General features: G+C 37.8%; 17 protein-coding genes and 2 pseudogenes. 3 read left to right on the top strand and 16 right to left on the bottom strand.

Annotation, left to right across the window (positions count from 1 at the left end; genetic code table 11):
* Positions 1-187 precede the first annotated feature (187 nt).
* Both LN051_RS00315 and LN051_RS00310 read right to left on the bottom strand, forming a co-directional pair.
* Positions 188-760: a helix-turn-helix domain-containing protein gene (locus LN051_RS00315; protein WP_229292654.1), complete on the bottom strand. Its 573-nt coding sequence runs from the start codon at positions 758-760 to the stop codon at positions 188-190.
* Between the two features lie 192 nt (positions 761-952).
* Positions 953-1,078, bottom strand: a pseudogene (locus LN051_RS00310) (Csa1 family protein); the annotation flags it as partial.
* A 705-nt stretch (positions 1,079-1,783) separates the two neighbouring features.
* Between LN051_RS00310 and LN051_RS00305 the strand changes: the two are divergent.
* The gene (locus tag LN051_RS00305) at positions 1,784-5,191 is read left to right on the top strand and encodes an SdrD B-like domain-containing protein (RefSeq protein WP_229292653.1); all 3,408 of its coding nucleotides are present in this window, start codon (positions 1,784-1,786) and stop codon (positions 5,189-5,191) included.
* 212 nt (positions 5,192-5,403) lie between these two features.
* On the opposite strand, the gene nrdG is transcribed toward LN051_RS00305, so the two are convergent.
* From nrdG to LN051_RS00290, 3 genes are all read right to left on the bottom strand, one after another.
* Positions 5,404-5,937 (bottom strand): anaerobic ribonucleoside-triphosphate reductase activating protein, encoded by a 534-nt coding sequence (gene nrdG / locus LN051_RS00300; RefSeq protein ID WP_229292652.1) that lies wholly within the window; start codon positions 5,935-5,937, stop codon positions 5,404-5,406.
* A 1-nt stretch (position 5,938) separates the two neighbouring features.
* Positions 5,939-7,786 carry an anaerobic ribonucleoside-triphosphate reductase gene (gene nrdD, locus LN051_RS00295; protein ID WP_229293574.1) on the bottom strand — a complete coding sequence of 616 codons (1,848 nt, stop codon included), beginning with the start codon at positions 7,784-7,786 and terminating at the stop codon, positions 5,939-5,941.
* A 262-nt stretch (positions 7,787-8,048) separates the two neighbouring features.
* Entirely contained in the window at positions 8,049-8,975 is a 927-nt protein-coding gene (locus LN051_RS00290) for a lactate/malate family dehydrogenase (protein WP_229292651.1), read from the bottom strand.
* A 241-nt stretch (positions 8,976-9,216) separates the two neighbouring features.
* On the opposite strand from LN051_RS00290, the gene LN051_RS00285 reads away from it, so the two are divergent.
* Positions 9,217-9,414 carry a DUF6440 family protein gene (locus LN051_RS00285; protein ID WP_229292650.1) on the top strand — a complete coding sequence of 66 codons (198 nt, stop codon included), beginning with the start codon at positions 9,217-9,219 and terminating at the stop codon, positions 9,412-9,414.
* Between the two features lie 460 nt (positions 9,415-9,874).
* On the opposite strand, the gene LN051_RS00280 is transcribed toward LN051_RS00285, so the two are convergent.
* The 11 genes and pseudogenes from LN051_RS00280 to sbnA form a co-directional block, all read right to left on the bottom strand.
* On the bottom strand, positions 9,875-10,768 hold the full coding sequence (locus LN051_RS00280) for a 5'-nucleotidase, lipoprotein e(P4) family (protein ID WP_229292649.1): 894 nt from the start codon (positions 10,766-10,768) through the stop codon (positions 9,875-9,877).
* A 112-nt stretch (positions 10,769-10,880) separates the two neighbouring features.
* Positions 10,881-11,080: pseudogene (locus tag LN051_RS00275) on the bottom strand (IS6 family transposase); the annotation flags it as partial.
* A gap of 698 nt (positions 11,081-11,778) precedes the next feature.
* Entirely contained in the window at positions 11,779-12,543 is a 765-nt protein-coding gene (gene sbnI, locus LN051_RS00270; protein WP_229292648.1) for a bifunctional transcriptional regulator/O-phospho-L-serine synthase SbnI, read from the bottom strand.
* Positions 12,527-13,714, bottom strand: coding sequence for a type III PLP-dependent enzyme (locus LN051_RS00265; RefSeq protein ID WP_229293573.1), 1,188 nt, complete (start codon positions 13,712-13,714; stop codon positions 12,527-12,529). Before LN051_RS00265 ends, sbnI begins: the two co-directional genes overlap by 17 nt.
* An 80-nt stretch (positions 13,715-13,794) precedes the next feature.
* Positions 13,795-14,571 (bottom strand): HpcH/HpaI aldolase family protein, encoded by a 777-nt coding sequence (locus LN051_RS00260; protein WP_420853998.1) that lies wholly within the window; start codon positions 14,569-14,571, stop codon positions 13,795-13,797.
* Positions 14,549-16,321 (bottom strand): staphyloferrin B biosynthesis protein SbnF, encoded by a 1,773-nt coding sequence (sbnF, locus tag LN051_RS00255; protein ID WP_229292646.1) that lies wholly within the window; start codon positions 16,319-16,321, stop codon positions 14,549-14,551. The genes LN051_RS00260 and sbnF overlap by 23 nt, the downstream gene beginning before the upstream one ends.
* A 1-nt stretch (position 16,322) precedes the next feature.
* Positions 16,323-17,990: an IucA/IucC family protein gene (locus LN051_RS00250; RefSeq protein ID WP_229293572.1), complete on the bottom strand. Its 1,668-nt coding sequence runs from the start codon at positions 17,988-17,990 to the stop codon at positions 16,323-16,325.
* A complete protein-coding gene (locus LN051_RS00245; protein ID WP_229292645.1) occupies positions 17,980-19,254 on the bottom strand; it encodes an MFS transporter in 1,275 nt (424 codons plus the stop codon). The genes LN051_RS00250 and LN051_RS00245 overlap by 11 nt, the downstream gene beginning before the upstream one ends.
* Complete coding sequence (sbnC, locus tag LN051_RS00240; RefSeq protein WP_229292644.1) at positions 19,247-21,013, bottom strand: staphyloferrin B biosynthesis protein SbnC; 1,767 nt, start codon at positions 21,011-21,013, stop codon at positions 19,247-19,249. Before sbnC ends, LN051_RS00245 begins: the two co-directional genes overlap by 8 nt.
* Before the next feature lie 51 nt (positions 21,014-21,064).
* Positions 21,065-22,075: a 2,3-diaminopropionate biosynthesis protein SbnB gene (gene sbnB / locus LN051_RS00235; protein WP_229292643.1), complete on the bottom strand. Its 1,011-nt coding sequence runs from the start codon at positions 22,073-22,075 to the stop codon at positions 21,065-21,067.
* A 149-nt stretch (positions 22,076-22,224) separates the two neighbouring features.
* Entirely contained in the window at positions 22,225-23,217 is a 993-nt protein-coding gene (gene sbnA / locus LN051_RS00230; RefSeq protein ID WP_229292642.1) for a 2,3-diaminopropionate biosynthesis protein SbnA, read from the bottom strand.
* Between the two features lie 218 nt (positions 23,218-23,435).
* On the opposite strand from sbnA, the gene LN051_RS00225 reads away from it, so the two are divergent.
* Entirely contained in the window at positions 23,436-24,422 is a 987-nt protein-coding gene (locus tag LN051_RS00225) for an ABC transporter substrate-binding protein (protein WP_229293571.1), read from the top strand.
* The last annotated feature ends 4 nt before the right edge of the window (positions 24,423-24,426 follow it).

Here is a 24,426-nt window from a genome sequence, read left to right as displayed (position 1 = left end):
ATCCGCATTAGGGTTATATTGGTCTATTAATGCAGGATTTCTTATAATTCAATTATTCTTCACGCATAAATATTATTTAAAAGACACTTTATAGCGGCTAAACGAAATAACTAGTTTAGCCACCAAAGTAAAAGAACGAGATAGAATCTCTGAATTCTATCTCGTTCTTTTTTCTACTATATAAGTGTTATAGCCATCCAAATAACCACATGCTTAATAGCATAATTATGACTGCAGAAACTATGAATCCTGTTACAATAAAAATTGTTTCAAAAATATACTTTGTTTTATTTCTTGGCGCCTTCGGGGTTGTATTATTATTCTCTAGATAGTCTACTATTTCTTTATATGTTTTTACATCATATTTTTTCTTTAAATATTCTATCTTCATTGCATAGCGCATCCCTATTATCCAAAACACAAAAGGCAATAATAAACCGAACCACCCATCGCTTAAACTCAATGCTGCACCTTCAGACACTGCAAATAACAACATGAAAATTACCATACGTTTTCCGTATTCATCCATGTTATTTCTGTCTAACGTATTTTTCATTACTTCTACATCTCCTTTAACAAGTTGATCAAGGGAAATGTTAAATAATTCAGTAAGACTAATTAAACTTTCTAAATCTGGATAGCTTCTTTCGTTTTCCCAATTAGAAATTGTTTGGCTAGAAACATAGACTTTATCTGCTAATGCAGTTTGAGATAAATCATGTGCTTTTCTGTAGTATTTGATTTGTTTACCTACTTCCATATTTAACAGCTCCCTTACTTTTAAACTAACTTGATAAAATGATGCATACCACCCAAACTCTTTATAATTCCATGTATTGATACTATAAAACTTTTTATAGTACATTATTTCCCAGGAAAAGCAATTGACGTCTGCCAATACTGGTGATTTAAAAGTAATTTACTTTTATTTGTGCCATTGTATTAGCGCAACTTTGAGATTGCCTATTCCTTTTAATGTTAATTTAGAGACTTTAACCGTAGGAATATCGTATCTGTTTCTCAGTTATTTAACATTGTAATCGTTATTCGTTAATTGGTTTTCTGCGGAATTATTAGGACATAAGCCTCTCTATTTTGGTAGTGCTTTAAATTTGGCTTATTGTGCAAAGATCTAAATTATTTTCTCTCTAAAACTTGCTTTCACATAACGTTTCTTTCAAAGCTTATTTAATCTCTTCTTTTTTGGGTTCGTAAAATTACACCTTAATGCTTTTAACAATAATACTGTTATTCGATTCGTTTCTTTCAACTTTAGGCCTCTCTTTTCCTTTACAGCACATCAAAGTTATTGATAATCACTATATATACTTTTACATTAGTAAATCTATTTTATCATTTCCATTTCATGTTTTTGCTTTTTAATTTTACACTTTTTAAAATGTTTATTTTGCTTTTTTCTATCCAAAATTTTCAATTACTATAGCTATTCAAAAGCGCACAACATTTGTGTTTTCATTAATTTTCATAGTGCAAATGCCTTATTTTTATTGCGTATAAATTTGAATATATAATCAAAAAAATCAGTATTTATGCCAGTTTTGTTTATTAAAAAAATTCAATAATTATTTAAGCAAAGTAAAAATTTAAAATCTATTGAGTTCCTCCAACATTCTGCTATACTGACCTATGCGTTACTCATCTGTTTTATTATGAAATTATATTCCGTGTCAAAAAGTAGTGCGATACTTATTGTATACATTCTGTCACACGCATAAACAACTGAGTAACTACAAAATTTTATGTAAACAATTGGAGGAATACCATGAAGAAATATGCTTTTCTTCCGAATAGACAAAATAAGTACTCTATTCGTAAATTTACTGTAGGTACTGCGTCTATTCTTTTAGGCTCACTTTTATTACTCGGCACTCACGATGAAGCCAAAGCTGCTGAAAATACTTCAGCCACTTTAACAGACGTAACAACATCAAAAACAACTAATGATTCAGAGGCACTCACTAAGACCACTGACTCAAATGCGAATCAGCAAGCAGCTGAAAAAGCATCAACACCTTCTACTGAGGCTAGTTCCTCTCCTGTAAATGAAGCAACTACTAAAACAGCAAAATCAAACGACAATGTTGATAGTACTACTGAGAAAGAAGCTACTAAAGCGTCATCTACAGAGTCTAGCACTACTACAGAACCTTCAGCTCAAACAACTAAAACTGATTCTGAAGCTGTTCCACAAAGCACAACAAAAACAGTCAAACCAGAGGCCTCTTCAGCTCCTGTAAAGGCTTCGGATACGTCTGCTTCTAGTGCAACAACTACATCAAAAACTCAAGCTGAAAATGATGTACAACCTGTTAATGTTGACTCAGCTCAAAAACTTCCGACTACAACTGTTTCTAGCCCAAGTGCAACTGATTTAACAAAAACACCTTCAAATGATAAGGATACAGATACAATTGCTAAAACAGCTCAAAAAGCACCAGCATTACGTTCAGCTAGTGTAAGATCTACGACAGCTACACCTACAAGATCAGCTGATGCAACAGGTTCTAACGTCAACAATTTAGTAACAATCAAGAATCCAAATACTTCTGAAACACAAATTGACCCTAATGCGAGTGGTAACTTCCGTTTAACTGCTCATTATACAGTTAACGGCAAAATTCATGGTGGAGACTATTTCACACTTCGCATGCCAAAATATTCAACACTTAACGGGGAATCAGATTTTTCTGCAAGCAATAATCAAGTACCTATAAATTTATATTCGCCATCAGGTTTCGTTATTGCTAATGGTGTATACGATACCCAGTCTAAGACACTTACTTATACTTTTACTGATTGGGTTAACAATAAAGAAAATATTTCAGGCCAATTTGATTTAACGCAGTTTGCTGATCGTAAAACAGCTCAAAATTCTGGAATATACGACTTAACATATGATTTAGCTGGAGAAAAATATACAACATCTATTACTTACGCGTATGATAGACATGACCACGGGGCATATCCAGCATCTGTTGATTCTATGATTACAAGTGTAGATGGTACTAAAAAAACGAATAAGTTTACTGAAACCATTTACGTTAACCCTAAAAACGCAAGCTTAAGTAGTGCGTATTTAGTACTAGGTAAAAATAAGCAAGAAAGTAATGCAATCATCAATTATGACATTTCTAAATTGCATATTTATCAAGTTTCAGATCCAAGTTATTTAACAGACAGCTACTACTTCAACCCAGAAGGCTATAAAGATTTAGCTCCAGATTTTTATAGAAATGGTAGCATATACACAAATTCTAACGGTAATTTAGAAGTGAACTTTGGTGCAATCAATACACCTTTTGTAGTTGTAATGGATTCTGAATTTGATCCTACATACAGCACTGAGTTGTCAACAAGAGTAAAATTAGCAGCAACCGATACGTGTGGCGCTTCATCAAGCTTTTACTTCGACAACGGTTTTATAGTTAAAAAAAGCTCTGGCTCTGGAGATGGCACTGATAAAACATATAGTTTAGGTGATTACGTTTGGAACGATTCTAATCATAACGGTATTCAAGATGTAGGTGAAACACCGCTTTCAAATGTCGTTGTCACATTAAAAGATAGTAATGGAGAAGTTGTTAGAACTGGCGTTACGGATCAATACGGAAATTACTTATTCGATAATTTATCTAACGGTAAATATACTGTTGAATTCACAGCACCTGAAGGTTATCTTCCAACAATCGTAAATGCTGGAAGTGACACATCTGTTGATTCTGACGGACAAGTTAAAGAAGTTACAATTAACGATGCTGACAATTTCACTATTGACTCTGGGTTCTACCAACCAGCTCCAGAACCAAAACCTGCACCTGCGACTTACAAATTAGGTGACTACGTTTGGAACGACTCTAACAAAGACGGTATCCAAAATTCTAACGAAATGGGTATCCCTGGCGTTACGGTTACTTTAACGAAACCAGATGGTTCTACTGTAACAACGACTACGGATGCTTCTGGTAAGTACGTCTTCGAAGGTCTTGAAAACGGTGACTACACGGTGACTTTCTCTCAACCTAAAGGTTATGAACCTACTCAATCAAATGTGGGTGATGACCATCTTGATTCTGACGGCTTGTCTGCAAAAGTAACGATCGAGAATAGTGATAACCTTACTGTTGACTCTGGGTTCTTCAAACCAACGCCAGAACCAAAACCTACACCTGCGACTTACAAATTAGGTGACTACGTTTGGAACGACTCTAACAAAGACGGTATCCAAAACTCTAACGAAGTAGGTATCCCTGGCGTGACTGTTACTTTAACAAAACCAGATGGTTCTACTGTAACAACGACTACGGACGCTTCTGGTAAGTACGTCTTCGAAGGTCTTGAAAACGGTGAATACACAATCACTTTCACTCAACCTCAAGGTTATGAACCTACTCAATCAAATGTAGGAGATGACCATCTTGATTCTGACGGCTTATCTACAAAAGTAACGATCGACAATAGTGATAACCTTACTGTTGACTCTGGGTTCTTCAAGCCAACGCCAGAACCAAAACCTGTGCCTGCAAAATATGAAATCGGCGATTACGTTTGGAACGACGCAAACAAAGATGGTATCCAAAACGCTAACGAAACAGGTATCCCTGGTGTTACTGTTACTTTAACGAAGCCAGACGGTTCTACTGTAACAACGACTACGGACGCTTCTGGTAAGTACGTTTTTAAAGGTCTTGAAAATGGTGAATACACAATCACTTTCACTCAACCTCAAGGTTACGAGCCTACTCAATCAAATGTGGGCAATGACCACCTTGATTCTGACGGCTTATCTACAAAAGTAACAATTAATAATAGCGATGACTTCTCTGTTGATTCTGGGTTCTATAAACCAACGGCTGAGCCGACTCCTGGACCAGCGCCAAAACCAACGCCAGAACCAAAACCTGAGCCAACACCTGGTCCGACACCACAACCAAAGCCGGAACCAAAACCAACACCTAGTTCAACGCCTAGTAAGTCTCAGTCACAGAAACCTGTGGCATCAAAAACAATGCCACAATCAGGTAAAGCGCATCACTCACCTGCAAAAGCGACATTACCTGAAACAGGTAGCGAAACAATGAACAGCGGTCTCGCTGGATCATTCATCGCTGGACTCGGTGCACTTTTCTTACTCAGAAGAAAAAAACACAATCAAGACAAAGCTAAGTCATAATTGTACTTAAGCATTACATTGAAATAAGTTCATATCCTGTGATTGATTAAATAAAATGGCCTCGTGAATCGTCTGTGACGTTTTCACGAGGCTTTTTTTATTATTTGAACTCGATACTATCCTACCTTCTTATTCTTATACTACTAAGCTATACGCCAGTCGCATCGTTGATCGATTTATCATTCTATCTTGATTTCCAAATCGCTTTTATATTAGGCGATATACGTGACAGGTTTTCCTTCATTGAGTGAGGCTTGGACGTCGATCACACGTTGATTTAATGAGCCTTTATACGGCAAGTTGGGTTGATATAATGCTTGTATAAATGGGCCGTCTATAAGCACATCAATTAAAGAAAGTAATTGAAAACGTTTGTTTGTCGTGCGACTTAAATATTCAAATAAAAAACCCGTCCACACCCATAAAGTTTTACGTTGTCCAAATTTTTGACGAAACGCTTGTGCGACTTTCAACGTAATATCTACATTACAAAACGGTTCGCCGCCTAGTATGCTTAATCCCGTAATATAATTCGGTTCACATGAAGCCAAAATTTCTTCAAGTAATGTTTCGGAAAAAGGTTCGCCATACGTGAAGTTTTGTGCTGCGACATTGTAGCAACCTTGGCATTGAAAAGGGCAACCTGAAACATATAAACTCACGCGCACGCCTTCCCCATCGACAAAACTATGTTGTTCTATTTTGGCGATATAACCGCGTCCTTCAACGATATTTAAGGCGCTCATACTATTTCGGTTCCTTCATATGTTTTACACGTGCACAAATTTCTTTTTGACGTCCTTCAATTACAGGGCGTTGAACAGGATTACCTAAATAACCGCATGTTCGTTTTACTACATCGATCGTTTTAGGATCTTGGTTACCACAATGTGGGCAAGTATAGCCTGTTTCTGTCGTTTCAAAATCTCCTTCATATCCACAGTCATAGCAGCGGTCAATTGGAATATTCGTTCCTAAATAACCTACTTTGTCGTAAGCATAATCCCATACCGCTTCAAGTGCCTTTAAATTATGATTCAACTTAGGATATTCACAATAATGAATAAATCCACCGCTCGCATACTGTGGATATGCTTTTTCAAAATCTATTTTTTCAAAAGGTGTGACGTCTTTTCTTACATCATAATGGAACGAATTTTGATAATAGCCTTTGTCCGTCACATCTGGAATAGCACCAAATCGTTCATAATCTAAGCGACAGAAACGGTCGGTCAATGATTCACTTGGGGTGCTGTAGATACTAAACCAAATATCCGTTTCCTCAGTCCACTTCAGTTGGTAGTCTTTCATTTCTTTCAAAATATCGAGTGTAAAAGCTTTAGCTTCAGGGTTTGTTTCCCAATTCGGACCATAAAAGACGGTTGCCGCTTCATATAGACCGATATAGCCCATTGAAATTGTTGCTCGACGGTGTTGAAACAATGCGGCTACCGATTCTCCTTCTTGTAATTTATATTTATATGCCCCGCTTTGATATAAAATCGGCGCATTTTCTGGAGTGGCCTGAAGCACACGCTCAATGCGATACAACAAGGCTTCATGTAAAACATCCATACGTTCGTGAAAACCGTTCCAAAATGCGACTTTATTTCCTTTCGATTCAATCGCAATTCGTGGAAGATTTAACGTGACAACACCTAAGTTACAACGGCCGTTGTTTTCAAAGTCGCCTTTTGCATCTTGCCATGCCGGAAGAAAAGAGCGACACCCCATTGGCGCTTTAAAATCACCTAAAATGTTAACCAATGCTTCGTAGTTTAAAACATCTGGATACATCCGTTTTGTGGAACATTCTAAAGCAAGTTGTTTAATATCATAGTTAGGGTCACTTTCACTAAAATTAACACCTTTTTTAATTGAAAATACCAATTTAGGGAAAATCGCAGTCATTCTATTTTTGCCCAACCCTTTAATCCGTATTTTCAAAATGGATTGTTGAATTTTTCTACTCAATTCGTCTGTACCTAATCCAAATCCTAATGTGACAAATGGTGTTTGACCATTCGATGTATATAACGTATTAATTTCATACTCTAAACTTTCAATCGCATCGTAAACATCTTTTGAGACTTGTTGATCCACATAATCGTCTATCGCTTCTGGTTTAACAAATTGTTCTGCCACTTCACGATGGTGCGCTTCGTTGTAACGCGCATATGTACTCAGTAATTCATCTACACGGTCAACCGTACAACCGCCATACTGACTGCTTGAAACATTCGCGATAATTTGTACGAGTTGCGCCGTTGCGGTTTGAATAGATTTCGGAGAAGTGACATTCGCATTTCCAATCTCAAACCCATGTTGTAACATCGAGTCTGCATCAATTAAGCAACAATTGGTTAATGGCTGAAACGGGTGATAATCTAAATCGTGAAAGTGAATATCTCCATTTTTATGTGCTTCTGCCACGCGTCGGGGTAACAAATGTTGTAAAGCATAGGTTTTTGATACGACACCTGCTGTCAAATCACGCATCGTTGAAAATGTATTACTATCTTTATTGGCATTCTCATTAACTACCGTAGGATCTTTAGTAATCAGACCTTGTAAAGCGACTTCAAGTTGTTTCATCATGTCATCCCTTTCTATATATAGTATCTATTATCAATTTAAAACACTATATATAGTTATTCAAATAAAAAAAGAGATGTTAACATAACTGTCAAAGCATTGTTAATAAATCTTGAACTTTGGACCGTAAACAATTCAACAATACTTTGGATTATAACAAATTCTAAATTTAACTTGGATGTTGCAAGCATGAAAAAACAACCAACAAAGTATGAAACAATGTTGATTGTTGATAGTAGTTATTCAAAACTGTGTTCGTGCACTATCGTTGGTTTTTAATATCAATTGTAGCTTTAATATAACTTTGCGCCGCTTCAAATTGTTGACGTTCATTGTCATCTAATGAAATATCAAAAACGTGTTCAATGCCCTGACTGCTGATACGTGTCGGTAAGCTTATAGCAACTTGTTGATGCGCATATAAAGACGTTATCGGTAAAATGGATTTTTCATTTAATACTAAACTTTTAATCAGTTCAATCGTCGTTTTAGAAATCGCAGTGTTCGTCCACCCTTTGCTTTTTAATACATCAAAAGCAACTTTAACAATCTGTTGACTTATCGTTGTTTTATCTATGCTCGGTTGATCGGACAATTGTTCAAACTCATCAAGCGTCATTCCAGATATAGTGACCTTACTCCACACTGGCACCGCATTTTTACCATGCTCTCCAATTACAAAACCTTCAACGTTTTTCGGATCAATATCATAATGATCCGCAATTAACGTTCGAAAACGTGCACTTTCTAACAAAGTTCCTGTTCCCATAATTTTTTTGTTCGGATAATCATTCGTTTGTGTCGCAATGTACGTCATCGCATCTACCGGATTCGAAATAAAGATGATTAATGGTTGCGTGGTCACTTGATAAATACGATTCATAATATTTTCAACAATAGCGATATTGCCTTTAGTTAATGTAGTTCTATCTGATATTTCAGCATCCATAGGTACACTTGCTGTGACAACTACGACATCTGCATCTTTTAAATCATCATAATCGCCGCTCACAATATCAATATGATTTGTCGATTTTAATCCTTGGGCATGACGATGATCTAAAACTTCTCCATACGCGCGTTCTCTGTTTGAATCAATCACTACAATCTGTGAAAATAAATTGGTATATTGTACATCTGTCAAAAGCTGACTACCAACTTTACCTACACCAATAATTCCTAATTTCATAATATCTTCTCCTTTATTTAGAAACGTCATCAACTGTCGCGGTTGCTTCGTACAAAAGAGAGAGTTAAGTAATACTTTAGCGCTAATCAGCATAGCCCTAAACTCGACTACTGTATCTCTATTATATTAAAGACAGTTTAATACAATACACATTAAATATAAAACGAAACCCCTAGTACCTTTAGAGAAAATGCTAATATGTGGTACGCTCAAGTAGAAGAATTCACGGAGGTGTCTAGTTATGTTTAAAAAAAGCCAAAATAATCGCTTTATCGTCGAAGAATGTGGTAAAGACAAAAGCATATCTTGTTACATATTAACAGATAAAAAAACAGGCATTCAGTACTTATCTAATTGGACAGGAGCAAGCGGCGGTATCACACCATTACTCGACGAAAATGGCAACATATCAAAAGTGGATACAAAAACATTGTCATAAAAAAGGGAGTGAGACAGAAATCTATTTGATTTCGTCGTCTCACCCCCACAAGGCTGACTAGGATTGAAACAAGCTGCTAAGCGAATTTTCAATTCAGACAGCTACTGTGCGCTTTATATTCAACGTCCTATCTATAGTGCGGGACAGAAATCTATTTGATTTCGTTGTCCCGCCCCCACAAGGCTGACTAGGGTTGAAATGAGCTATTAAGCGAATTTTCAATCCAGACAGCTACTGTGCTCTTTATATTCAACGCTCTACCTATGATGCGAGACAGAAATCTATTTGATTTCGTCGTCCCGCCCCCACAAGGCTGACTAGGATTGAATAAGCTATTAAGCGCGATTCAATCCAGACAGCTACTGTGCGCTTTATATTCAACGCTCTACCTATGATGCGAGACAGAAATCTATTTGATTTCGTTGTCCCGCCCCCTTTAGCGTCTTGCAATGCTAAATTTTTATTCCCCTTGATATGTTTTAACTTTGTTCGTCTTCATATCAAAATATTTCAAAGATTGCTTACGTTTCTCAACTTTTTGTTTAGCACTCATACCGTAATCGTTATTGTATAACGTTGCTTCCCAACTACCGTACATTGGATTTGGGAAAATAATGTATTTACTACCAAAATCATCTTCATGTTGTCTTACTAATTCCTCGCGCGATTTTTGCGTTGCCGCTTTAGGCTCATCAAAATCAAGTAAATTATCTCCGAACAACATCACCAAATTATAATCTGTGCGTACTTTATCACGACGTTCAGACTTACTTTTATCGCTTTCTTTTTTCAATAACACATGCTTTTTGTCTGCTTGTGGCAATTTTTCTTTCTTCAAGTTTTTAATCGTTGCATTTAAATCTTTTTCATGAGAACGATCAGAAACATAGAAAATTTCAACGTTATGTTTGTCTGCATACGTTAAAAAGTCTTTAGCTCCATAGACCGGTTTCGCTTGAGCACTTTTTACCCATTCGTGCCATCCCGTTGGGTAAGATTGTCCTTTTAAAGCACTTGCTGCTTGATATGGTGAATTATCAAGTACTGTCTCATCAATATCTAAAACGATGGCTAATTTTTTACCACCTTTATGTTGTTTAATCTTTTTGCTTAAGGCTTCTTTGGCACTGTTATAACCTTGCGCATAAAGTGCTTTTGCCTCTGCAGAATTTTGGTACCACGATACACTCGTAATATTTTGTTCACCGAGTTGTTTAACATATTTTGCATCCTCTTGCGTTTGCGTATGTTGCGTTGGCGCTTGTGTCGCTCCTGCAAATGTGTCTGTAGGTACAGTTGAAGTCATTACACCTAAAGCTAAAAGCGTTGTTGCTGTCTTTGTCCATTTGTTCATGTTTTCGATCACCTTTTTTATGTATTGTGTATAAAAGTTGGGCAATTAATTATTATTTTATACGTTTATATATTAATTGTTTTTATACTGAATCACAAGGTTTCTATAGACTTTTTTCGATTTTAGTCCAAAGTCGATACAAAATAGGTGCATATTCTTGTACCCACCGATAGATAGTAGAATGATAAACGTTCACGCCAGGTTCTCTTAATATTCAAATACATCACAATAACTCAATATGTATCTTAAATGGTAGACCAAAGGTATAGTTATGCCATCTTTATCGAATTGTTTATATTTAAAATAGTTCATACAAAATGCCCTTTTTGTTAAAATTGGACTACAAAATTAACTTTGTAACAGAATAGGGATGTTCTAAGTGAATCTTATTTAATTTCATAAGTTGTTTTAAAATTTTTAACTTTTTTGTATTTTTGGATCTGATATAAAATCGATATTTTTTGTCAAATTCATATATAAACTAGAGGGTGAGGGTATTATGATTAAATTTTTATTCATTTTAGTAGTAACCACTTTCATTTACCTTTTTTGTAAACACGCTTATATATTTTTATCTAAAAAATTAAAAGAAAGCACTATAACAAAAAACAACTATGTGGTCAGAAACATCTTACTTTCTTCTAATCATGAAGGTTTTGACCTTTTTGATATTATAGTTGTTCTTGTAATAGCTTTTTCTATTTTTTACAAATAACCATGATTTGACGCGCTTATTTTTCTAGCGCATTTTTTACTATATATATACATATCTTTAGCGAAAACGGTAGCTAGAATTCCTAACCAACATAGTAATCCCCCATATGTCCATGACTACGATTAGAACTGATGCCGCAAAATATGGAGTAACATCTTGTTGATTTTTATTTTGAGGATTGTCGAATTGTTTATATCTAAAGCACTTCACACAATACAAAACGGTAAAGTACACTATTTCCATAGTATTACTTTACCGTTCATCTTAATATTTTAGACGCATACACAACGTCGTATTATTGTTCTACTAGATAAACTTTTTCTGTGTAACAACGTGTGTTGGCCATTTTGTCTTTCAAAAATTGATACCACGCCATATTCATACTTCGGTTATGACCGTTTTTCAAAATTTCTAATGGAACTTGAAGGTTTAAACATCGGCCTGAGACATTAAAGCGTGTCACCCCTGCTGGGACGGTTTCGCTTCTCTCAACGACAGCTTCTATCTCTTTAATGTCTAACGGCTGGTATTTCATCATGATGTATGACGTATCGTGACAATAACCGTCACAATTTGTAACACGTTCAACTGCACAAGCATCACTATAACTGCCGACAACTTTAGCCCAAGCTTCTAACTTCTTATTGCCAAGATCTGCGAGATAAAGGTACTGTTCGTCTTGTCCTTTACACATTGTAATAAATGGTCGCTCTGAGCGCATTTCAGTCGTCCAAGGGAGTGAGCCATCTTGTTGTAGCTCTGTCCACCATGTTCCAAATGGCACTTTATGATTCCACGTACTAATAGAATATTGCGTTTCACTGATGACTTGAACCGGTACAACTTTACACCCAAGTGCCTTTAAGCTAGTAAAACGATGTACACCATCAATTACCATATATCTGCCTGTTTGCGTTAACGTTGCCAAAATAGGATGTCGTATAAACTGATCTGCTTCGATACTCATTTTTGTTTTTTCCAGTCGACATGGTTCGTACTTCTCATGTAAATCAATTTGGTCGACTGGAATGAGTTTTAAGTCTTTATACATGTGTTTCATAATTGTCCTCCTTTGTATCAGATAAGTAGACAAATGTTGGGTGTGGATGACTCAAGAAATCATGATGCGAAATGGACCAACCATACGCGCCAGCATATTGAAAGACGACGATATCACCTAGTCTAATCTGGGGCGTTTGTCGCTCTTTTGAAAAGACATCTTTTGGCGTACACAATTGTCCTACAAATGTGACCGCACGATTTTTTAATTCAGGACGTTTAAAATCATATTGGAAAGCCTCTACTTCGCATATTTCAAGCGGATGATTATGTTGCCACGAAACAGGGAGTCGGAATTGTTGTGTTCCCCCTTTTAAAATGGCGTAATGGGCACCATGAACTTGTTTAATGTCAATGACTTCTGTCGCATAATAACCCATATGCGCTGTTAAATAACGGCCACATTCAAAATTGATAGGTACGTGATGCATATCTGCTTCATCTATTACTCTGTGCAAACCTTCAACAAACGTCTGCCAATCGAACTGTGCGTCTAAATCTTTGTAGTTCACGCCAATGCCACCGCCGACGTTTAAATGTTTCAATGGAAAATCATACGTTTTTGCCCATTGTTTCGCTTTTTCAAAATACAAGCGCATCACGTTGACATGTAACTCAGCGTCTAAATTATTAGAAATGGAATGAAAATGAAAACCTTGTAATTGAACGTGTTTTAAATGTAATGCACGTTGGATCGCCTCATCGATTTCATTTTCTGAAATACCAAATTGCGTCGGACGTCCAGCCATGTGTAACGTCGCATTAGGGAAAGGACCAGACAGGTTCACACGTAACAAGATAGGCATCGTTGTTTCATGGTGTTCTAAACGTGCATTCAAACGCTCTAATTCGTGAATACTTTCAACATGTATACGTTCTATTCCTTTTTCAATCGCGTGATCAAGTTCTTCGTCTGTCTTACCTGGCCCACCAAAAATAATGCGCTGTGCCGGCAAATGTGCACATCCTTTATCAATTTCACCCATAGAAGCCACTTCGAACCCCACAACATGCGATGCCATTGCTTCTAAAATGCGTGATTCGCTGTTGGCTTTCATGGCATAATACATATCGCAATTGTTCGGTAATGATTTCACGATACGTGCGACATGTTGTTGCATCGCATCAAGGTCGTAAATGTAATGACAAATCGGTGTGCCTTCTGTCTTCATTTGACGTAGCGATGCATAAATTTCCTCACGCTTTTGTAATGTATGATTTTGTTGCTCGATGACATGCGTACGTGATGGCTTCATGCGCGTTCGCCTCCTTTAAATGATGCGAGTTCTTGTTTTAAATGACGATAAAATTTACCCCGATCATCACCTAAAACAAATGCTTGCACACCTTTACCTTGCCATGCGACATGTTGCGCTTTTTCTCGTGGTAATGCGATAAACCCTTTATGATGACGTTGAGTGATGTCAAACATACGTTGTGTCGCTTGTTCTACCACATCGCTCGTTGTTTGCCATGGTATGCCAAAAGATTGTGATAAGTCCGCAGCGCCTTCAATAATCATGTCGATACCGTCCACTTGTGCAATCTCCTCTAATGCGTCTAAGCCTTGTTGGCTTTCAATCATGGCGATGACGACAATACTCTCGTTCGCCTCCACCATATAAGTCGTTAGTGGCGTTTCACCAAATTTTGGCATACGTCCGCCGTTCAAACTACGCATACCTTCAGGGTAATAACGACTTAATCTCACAATTTCTTCTGCGCGCGCTTTACTTTCGACATGTGGGACGATAATTCCACGTGCCCCCATATCTAACACCTTTATAATATCGCGCTCGATCGCTTGTGATACACGTACAATAGGTGTAATCCCCGCTGTTTCTGCAGCACGTATGAGGTGTTCAATCGTTTCATCATTAATCGCTGTATGTTCAGCGTCAATAATGACAAAATCATAGCCACTCGCTGCTATCATTTCAATAACGAGCGGATTAGGAATGGAATTAAATAATCCGTAGACAACTTGATTTTGTTGTAATTTCTCTTTAAGAGATAACGCTATCATGATGAATCACTCCTAGCGGGTTCGACACATGATGAATACGTAATTCCGTATCTTCTTGTAATCGACGTGTCGTTAATTTTTCTACTTGAATGGTACGTTCAAATAAATCAAAGGTTGTTTTAAGTGGTAAGTCTGAAAAAGTTTCAAGGTAATCTTGAATGCAATCATAAACGTACTGCCACTGCTCTGTTTCAGATAGATGATAACTTTCTTTCATAAAGAGAATCATTTGTGCAATGTTAATAAAGAAAAAGGCATCTAAAACAAAATCTCTTACAAGCGCGACATCATCTGTCTCAATAAATGAATTACGATTAATACGTTGATGTTCAATTGGTGTATCTTGAAGTTTTGGATCTTTAGCGATATCACTAAGCAAGTCACGCTTAAATCGTACACCGTCATGAAAGTCTTTAATCGCAACACGTGTCGGCCATCCATTTTCATGGATTAACATCATATTTTGCGCATGAGATTCTAACGCAATTCCATGGTAGTAAAGCATGTGAATCAATGGACGTACTGCAACTTTTATAAATTGTGCCATCCATGTTTCTAAACCATACTGTTCAATCCACTGATTAATAATTGGCATGTCATTTATATCTTTACTGTAAAGGGCATTAAATGGAATGGCTTCTTCATTAGCTTCTAAATAATGATATAAATTCTCGCGCCATATCGCACCTAACGCGCCATAGGTTGCTGTTCTCTTGTCTGAAGATAAATGATGATTTATATATGACATACCAAGAACTTCACCTAAGAAAACCGTGCGCAAATCATCGCGTAAATAACGATCATCTGCTTGAATACGTTTCAACCAATCTGTAATTTGTGCAGCATTTTCAATTGTATGTGGCGCAAGTACGCGTTTCGTTGATGTATTCGTAATACTAAGCGGGACTTTAATGTAATATTTATCTTTCTCAACAGGCGACAACGTACGTATCGACTGTTGCGGCACATATGCTTCCTGTGATTCTCCGAGAAGTATCAACTCACCATTTAACCATTCTTCGGCTAAGTCGTTGGCGATGACATGGTCAAATTGCCACGGGTGTACTGGAAGCCACGCATAAGCTGAGATGTCATCTACATGACGGCGCAACGTTTTCTCAAATTTTTCAATCGTCGATGCACCGAGTTGTTGATGTAACAGCGTCGTAGGATCAACCGTTTTTGAAATCGTTTGTTGCACTTTATCTTTCGGTACAGCGACCCATTTTAAGTGAATGCTTGGCTTAAAATCTGGGCCATATTTCAAATTGTCTGCAAGTGTGAAACCGAGACGAGACTTATAGCTTGGATGGTACGTATGTCCTTCCATTGCGTAAGATTCAAGCGCATTAAAATCGCTAGGCACCGCTGCTTTAGCTTCATATTTATGCGTCAATGCTTGACGATCTTTCAACTCCGTTTGAATCAGTTCACAAATAAAGGCTTCTACTTTTTTCGGGTCTTTATCAAACGTGTAATGGACGTCTCTCAATAACCCTGCATAGTCTGTTGTTGCTCCTTCATCTCCGTTATGATGGACTTTCATCACAGGAGAAACGAGTAATAAGCGATCAAAACTGCGTGTCACGTTCACATCGAAGCGGTACGTTGCACGGTCACCTTGTATTTCAACATGTTGAATATTACTGTCCTTATTCGACATTTGATATTTAACAATGTCTTCATAAATCATCGACGTGATTAATTGTTGCATAATTCGTGTTTTCACACGTTGTTCGATTTGCCCCATCATATTACAATGCCCCCTCTTTTACACACATCGGATTCGGTATATTCGTATAGATAGGATTTTCACCACAATCTTTAATTTTACTTATAAAATTTGCTTTAGCTGAAAACGTTTCTGCATGAAGTAAATCTTCAACATACGCTGACATTACCTTTTCTTCTTGCCACGTTTGCATTTCGCGTTGGACGACTTGCCATAATGCTGCTTCATCACCAGTTGCCTTACCTAATGTTGCAACAAGGTGTCCAAGATGATTAACGATGACGTAATATTTAAAGCGGTGCCATGCTGTATCATGTGTACACACCACTGGACTATCTGACGCCACAACATGTGGAATCAATTGTCCCTCTGTCGCAATCGTTTCTGATATGCTAATGCCTTCAAGGTCTCGGACATAACACACTTTAGGTACACCTGCTTCAAATTGAACAAGCGTATTTTGAACGTGTGCTTCAAGACTAATCCCTGTCGTTGCAAAGAGTGATAACATAGGCTTTATCGTAATGTCTAAATAACGTTGTAACCATGTTTTAGCATTTAAATCACTTCGCTCTAACATTCGACTCAAAGTTGACGTTGTCTCATTCGGCATCGTTTCAAATAGACTCGCAAGCACATGTATATCCTTATCGGCGCCATAACCTGCAATGCCTTCCCGAACAATCATTGCTGTTTCCGTTAACAAATGAAGATCGTTTCGTGTCTCTTTATGTTGTACAGCACGATAACCTTGTTCAAACATTAATTTAAACGTTGCTGTTTCGACATCTTCCTTAACATGCGCAATCACTTCCGCTGCATCAAGTGTACGTTCGATTTGTTCATGATCATTGGTACGAATGAAGTTTGTAATTTTTACATGTATCGGTAACTTTAAATACACATTTAAATCTTTTTCAAAAACTGTACGTACTGAAGACGTCGGGTAGACTGAACGCCCACGTATGCCTAAGTCTTTAATGTAGCCTTTTTGCAACATATCATCGAATTTTGGATATGCTTTAAGCCCACGCATTTGATATGGGTGAAGCGGCAATAATATATGGTGCTCTGGTAAAGCACCTTTTTCAATGTTGGCAAGCGCATAAAGAGCGTCATCCACTGTATCTGCTAAGCCCTCTACGTAACGTGTAACACTTTGCGTTTTATCGACACTTAAGTAATGGAGTTGAAACTGCGTGTGACATTCCGGCGCATAATGATTTAAATCATTATCCGTAAATCCTTTTGAGCTTTTCGGCGTTGGATGAAAAGGATGACCTAAATATAAAGACTGTTCAGACTGAATATAGCCATCGATATGACGTGTTTCATCTTTGTAGTTAAGGTAGTGTGCCGTACGTGTAATACTATTTTCAATATCCTCTAAAATGCGAGAAACATTTGAATCACTTTCCGATTGCGCAAGTTTTGAGAGAATACGTTCGATAGCTTCTTGACATGAAACAGGAGCGGATTGTGTACCGTCACTAATATGAATATCAGAATGGTATACGTGATGTCCCATCTTAGACCAATAGAGGAAAGTGCCTGTCAATGATTCACTTTCGTTAAGCTTGATACACCATTGTGCGTTATCAGCGGCTTCATGATATAAATTGTTTTCTCTAAAATACACATTGAGAATGCGTTCTAATGCCGCCTGTTCTGCAATGGTTTTATTTTGAATGTTTTGCACGTTGTACTTTCAACTCCCATACTTGATTCATTAATAATTGATAGTCTTTCACACGACTCAATTGTGATGATAAGAGCACGAGGCTACTTGACATAAAGATGATACCCATCACAATAAAGGTCACTATAGGACTGTAATAACTTGTCACAAGTGCACCAATCATGCTTCCAGTCACTTGACCAATAACAAGCATGCTGTTCGTTGAACCGACAAAGCTTCCCTTTAAATCTTTATGACAAGCATTGACTACTACGAACATGACACTTTGAATTAATGCGCTATACGTAAAACCTTGAATCATACGAAAGAGGAGTAACACCCATAAACTGGATGAAACGCCTTGCAAGACGACACTCAGTCCACATACGAGCGTCGTCGCAATATATACATATTTCACATAATGTTTGTCATTCAGCATTCCCCATAACGGGGCACTTAAAATAGACGCAATCCAAAAAGCAGATTGAATTAGTCCTATCGCTGCCTTATCATCTAGCACTGTCGCATTCACACCAGACACAAGAGGCGCTAATGCCGTCATCATGCCGTACATCGCCAAGTTGGCTAAAATGCCGACAATGATAAAGCGACGCGTCACTTTAGTACAGAGTAGACATTTAAATGACTGGCTTACACTACATTGAACAGGTGGCGCTGCATCTGCATGATGTTTATGATGTGCCCTTTCAATGAGATACAGCATTCCTATCGCACAAACGATAAAAGTCATGATACCTATGCTCAATAATAATGTTTGAAAACCGACGATCGTTGCTAACACGCCACCAATCAAAGGGCCCACTAAAGAACCCGCACTAATCGAACTTTGTAAATGACCAAGAACTTTTCCACGTTCGTTTAAGGGCGCTTCACTTGTCGCAAAGGCATTAGACGCATCTACGACACCGCCAAATAAACCTTGAAGTAACCGCACTAAAACGAACTGTAGTGGCGTCGTACAAAATGACATCAAAACTAAACAAATGCCGAGTCCAATTAAGGCACGAATGACCATCCATTTTCGACTGATTTTGTCTCCGAGCTTGCCCCATAATGGTGACGAAATCATAGTCGTTACTGCGGGTGCTGCAATGGCTACACCACTCCACAACTGAATTTCTGTTACCGATAAATCCTTAAGTGAAGCAATATATATCGGTAAGAGCGGAACAAGTACGGTTAAACCAGCAATAGAGATGAACTGACTGCTCCATAAAATGCGAAAATTACGTTTCCAAAGTGCTTCGTTACTCATTAAACATCATTGGATTAGCGATTTTTCCAATACTAGAAGGCATACTGCCACCACCAGAATTTTTTTGATGTAATAACGGAAGTAAAATGCGTTTGAAAGGCCATGTTTCTTTTTCAAACAGTAGATTCATGACATCTTCTACACTGTTTTGAGGCCATACCGTCTCCTGTGCCGTTCTTTTCAGTGTTGTTCTCAAAAAGGCCATTAAGCGTTGTTCGTCAAGGTCATACAGATGCACAAGTGTATCAATCACCGCATATATATTGACCGATATGCCAAGCGTTTGGAAATACGTAAAAAACGTTTCCAAATTTTCATTAATTAACGTGTTAGGTGTATCTTTTCGAATCGTATAATCTGGCACTTCTAGTCCATTGTCTGCCATCCACGTTGGGTAAATACGTACAGTGTCATGATCACGCAATACAAAGCGCGTAACTTTGCCCGCTTTAAATGCGATTAAAATATTTTGGCCATGCACTTCAGGTAAGACGCCGCGTTGCATTAACGCAAACATCGTTCGTATAAAATGCGAAACGATGTCTTGATACATCATTTCAACGTCGGAAGATGTGTAATTCGAATGGCCGAAAATAGCATCATATACACGTCTATCTGGCATCGCGAGCGCAGCCATCGAAATAAGCGTCGTCTCTTCATCTTGAATCTCATGAGGATACTGACGTAATTGTGCTGTTAAATGACCAATTTTATCTTCAAAGATGTCTTTAGAAGGTTCAATAAACGACCACCAATGCTTTTCATCGCATAATGAAAGCGTGTTTGTCAGATGTTCAGATTGGTGTATGACTTTTTCAAGTAACTGTTCTGCCTTTTCACCGTTAAGCAAATAGCGTGTCGGTGTTAAACGTAACGCACCTAACGATTGCATTGAAAACGGCACTTTCACATGTTGATAAGGCTGCTTCAAGTCAATAAGCGAGCGCATAGATGACGAAGCTAAAAACGACCCGCATTCTATGTCCAATGGCACTACTATGCGCTGTTTAAACTCTTGCTCAAAGTATTCAGGCAAAACATGTTCAAGTTGCCAAGGATGCACCGGGAAAATCATAAAATCTTTCGCTTGTAATCCTTGCTCTTGCAACACCTTAGCGTATTGAGCTTCGTTGTCGAGACCTAAAGACTGTAGTAATTTTTCCTCATCTGAAAACTGACTCTTTATAAGGGCATCACGGTGAATCGCCACTGTTTTTAACGCTACAGGCTGATAGTATTCCGATTGATAACGCTCATAGTCATACGCACTTAATCCACGTTTCTCTTTAGCTAACGGGTGAAACGGACGATCTTTCAAACTCGCAAATTGCTCGGATTGAATAAAAGGATGGTCTGAAAGTGTTAAACGTTCATATTGTGCAGATAACTGGGCTTGTGCACTTACAAGCCCTTCTCTAAAGCGTGTCACATTCATCTGCTGCGCACTATGAGGATTCATATCCACAATCGCATCCCAAAGTTCCACTGCATTGAGGGTTATCTCTTGATGTTGGTGTTGCAACTTTACGTCTCCGTGCGTACGTGCATAACGATACACATTTAGTCCGCTAAAATATACAGGTATCGTGAGTACCTTGCCCATACGTTCGTAAACCAAGGTCGTCTCACTTTCCTCACGCACAACATCACTTTTTGAATGGAGCTCAAAAACATCTTCAAAGAGCAAGGCATCAATTAAATCACTCAAAATCGTGATAGCGGCACGTTGTTCGTAGTTGTTTTTCGTTATTTCTAACATATTTAGATGCTCCCTTATTTGTGTTAAGACATTGCTAACGGGTCCATTACATTAATAAAGACTCAGTGACGTACCGATGTTTTGTGCTTTCGCTGCTTTATAAATGTAATAAGCACTTGAAATGTCTTCAATCGCCATACCCATTGGGTTAAGTAAAATAATTTCGTCGTCGTTTTCACGCCCCGGCTTTTCACCAGTCAGTAATTGACCTAATTCAGCGTGTAAATCGTCTCTAGAGAAGCGTCCTTCTAATACAAGTTGGTTAATCGTTTTCTTCTCACGGTTAGCTTGAGACCAGTCGTCTACAAGTACTTTGTCCGCTTTAAGGAAGACTTCTTTTTTCACATCCATAATTGAAATGTTGCTCACGAAGGCACCTTTTTTCAACCAGTCATATTCGATATACGGTTGATCCGTTACTGTACATGTAATCACGACGTCACCTTGTGTAATCGCCTCTTTTGCAGTTTGCGCTTGTACAAAGTTAAGATCTGAGCGCGCTGCTTTCCATCTTTCAACAAATGCGGCACTTGCAGATTCAAATTGGTCAAACACGTAAACATTTTTAATGTGATCAAATTGTTCTAGCATGCTTTGAAGTTGACGGTCACCGATTAAGCCACAACCAATAATCGTTAAATCAGTAAAACCTTTTTTCGCTAGATGTTGTGCTGCTATCACTGATACCGCTGCCGTTCTCATACTACTAATCAAACTTGCTTCCATAACTGCGATTGGATAGTTCGTTTCAGGATCGTTTAAAATGATAACCCCACTTGCACGCTCCATTTGACGTTTTGATGGGTTGTCATGCTTACTACCAATCCATTTAATACCAGATACTGGGTCTTCAAGACCGATATAACTTGGCATCGCAATAATACGGTCTGCGATATGGCCGTCTTTACCATTTGCACGAAGGTAAGGTTTTAAAGGTTGAACAAATTTCTGTTCCGCATGTGCTTTTAACGCTTCTGTTAAAGCATCAACGTATACGCTTGAATGTGCACCTCCTGCTTGTTCAATATCCGTTCTATTTAAATACAATAATTCATAGTTCATGTTCGTAGCGCTCCTCTTAATCCTTTTATGTTTTTATTTGAATTGTGTTTTTGAAATCTTAAAAGGGACTGGACAACACTTTGCTTTTCGGTCACCCTTATCGCTTCCTCAAAGCATTCATCAGTGATGTCCTCATCCCCCATTTTCTTTTATATAGAATTGAGCACGGTATCCGTCTCATTTTTATTTTGTAACTGTTGCAACCATTCATCCGAATAAACGAGCTCTAAATAGCGGTCACCTCGGTCTGGTAGTATCGTGACAATCGTTTTATCGTGACCGACTGTCTCTACAAGTTGCTGAATTGCAGCAACGATAGACCCTGTTGAACCGCCCGCAAAAATGCCTTCTTTTGCCACCAACTCATGACAACCTAGTGCGGAACGATAGTCGTCAATATGTATCACATCATCAATTTCTGATGGATTTAATATTTCTGGAACTCGACTCGCACCAATACCTGGCAATTCACGATTTGTCGGTGCATCCCCAAAAATGACAGACCCTTTCGCATCGACAGCGATAATCTTAGCATTCGGATGATGTTCCTTAATCTTGCGACTCATCCCCATGATGCTACCAGTCGTACTCACTGGTGCAACAAAGTAATCAATCGCACCTTCAATCGTTTCGACAATTTCAGTCCCCGCACCGTGATAATGTGCTTGCCAATTTAATTCATTTGCGTATTGGTTAATCCAGTATGCATTGTCAGTTTCTTTTAACAACTGATGCACACGTTCAATACGTGTCATTAAATAGCCCCCATTTTCATCGGCTTGTTGGACCATATCAACATTCGCACCATAACTTTTAATAATTTTCAAATTCGTTTCAGAAATTTTCGGGTCAACGACACATGTCAGTTTTAGCCCTTTGATTTTGGCAATCATCGCAAGGGCAATCCCAAGATTTCCGGACGTACTCTCAATTAAATGTGTTTCTGGTGTAATATCGCCTTGTTCTAAACCACGCTCAATAATGTATTTTGCTGGCCGATCTTTCATACTACCGCCAGGGTTCATGTATTCTAACTTGGCATACACCTTATGATTCGGAAAAAGTGATGACAGTTGAACCATCGGTGTGTTGCCAACACAAGACAATATCGAATCATGACATTTCCGTTCTTTTTGTATCATACTTAATGCCTCCTAATAGGATAAATAGCGATAACACAACCTAAGTGAGAATGATTATCATTATCGATGTGGGTATTATATAAATAAGGATTTCAAAATGTCAAATGAAAAATTAAATTAAAAAAGTTAAAAATTACTATTGACTTGCGGGGCAAAATATAAGACATTATAAATGATAATGATTATCAATGAAAAATATAGGAGGTCTCATCAAGATGATGAAAAAACTATCTAAAATGTTAGTCATTGCAGTCGCAATGATTTTTGTTCTGGCAGCCTGTGGGAATGGGAGTTCCTCTTCAAGTACTAAAGAAGATGGCAAAACAATCGAAGTCAAACACGCAATGGGTACGACTAAAATAAAAGGTACACCTAAACGCGTTGTAACACTGTATCAAGGTGCAACAGATGTTTCTGTAGCGCTCGGTGTAAAACCTGTCGGTGCGGTAGAATCTTGGACACAAAAACCAAAATATGATTACATAAAGAAAGACCTAAAAGATACTAAAATTGTAGGTCAAGAACCTTCACCAAATTTAGAAGAAATTTCTAAATTAAAACCAGATTTAATCGTTGCTTCTAAAGTTCGTAACGAAAAGCAATACGAACAACTTTCTAAAATTGCACCAACTGTAACTGTAGGTACGGTTTATAAATTTAAAGATACATTAGACGTAATGGGTAAATCTTTAGGTAAAGAGAAAAAAGCAAACGAATTAAAACAAAACTATGAAAATAAAGTAGAACAATTCAAGAAAGATGCGAAAGCGTCACTTGGAGACAAATGGCCAATGAGTGCTTCAGTCGTGAACTTCCGTCCTGACCACACACGTATTTACGCAGGTGGATTTGCAGGAGATATCCTTCATGACTTAGGCTTCAAACGTCCAGAAGCACAACAAAAAGAAGTCGATAAAGGTAAAGACATCATTCAATTAACATCAAAAGAAAGCATTTCTATGATGAATGCTGATCACATCTTCATCTTTAAATCTGATACGATTCCAAACGATGCTAAATTAGCGAAGAAAACAAAAGAAGAATGGACATCTAGCGAACAATGGAAAAACCTAGACGCCGTTAAAAATGGTCACGTATCAGAAGACATCGATGAAATTACGTGGAACATGGCTGGTGGTTACACATCATCTATCAAACTTATCGATGACTTATATAAAAAATTAGACATTAAGAAACAATCTTAATGCA

It is taken from the genome of Staphylococcus ratti, assembly GCF_020883535.1.
In the GTDB taxonomy this organism is placed as follows: domain Bacteria; phylum Bacillota; class Bacilli; order Staphylococcales; family Staphylococcaceae; genus Staphylococcus; species Staphylococcus ratti.
The sequence above is the reverse complement of the archived record's forward strand: the minus strand, read 5'-3'. Positions and strand labels throughout refer to the sequence as shown.